Annotated in this window: 1 pseudogene; it reads right to left on the bottom strand. The window is 71.4% G+C overall.

Annotated features, from left to right (window positions below):
- Positions 1 to 61: 61 nt before the first annotated feature.
- Positions 62 to 231: pseudogene (locus CCN56_RS40220) on the bottom strand (molybdenum cofactor biosynthesis protein MoaA); the annotation flags it as partial.

The raw sequence follows: 231 nt of genomic DNA, 5'->3' as shown, positions 1-231 counted from the left end.
GCTTCACGGTGCCGGCCTGACGTACCTCAACCTCAGCCTCCACAGCCTCGACCCCGCCCGGTCCGCCGCCCATGATCTCGGCGGACCGGTCGGGGTCGAGGCTGTGGAGGCTGAGGTTGAGGTACGTCAGGCCGGCACCGTGAAGCTTCTCGACGCTCAGGCCGCGGCGTAGGTTGCCGTGGCTGGTCATGCCGATCGCTGCGTCGGCCCCGAGGCCGGTGGCGAGGCCCG

Source organism: Streptomyces sp. NRRL B-24572 (genome assembly GCF_002156145.1).
Taxonomy (GTDB): Bacteria; Actinomycetota; Actinomycetes; order Streptomycetales; family Streptomycetaceae; genus Streptomyces; species Streptomyces vietnamensis.
The sequence above is the reverse complement of the archived record's forward strand: the minus strand, read 5'-3'. Positions and strand labels throughout refer to the sequence as shown.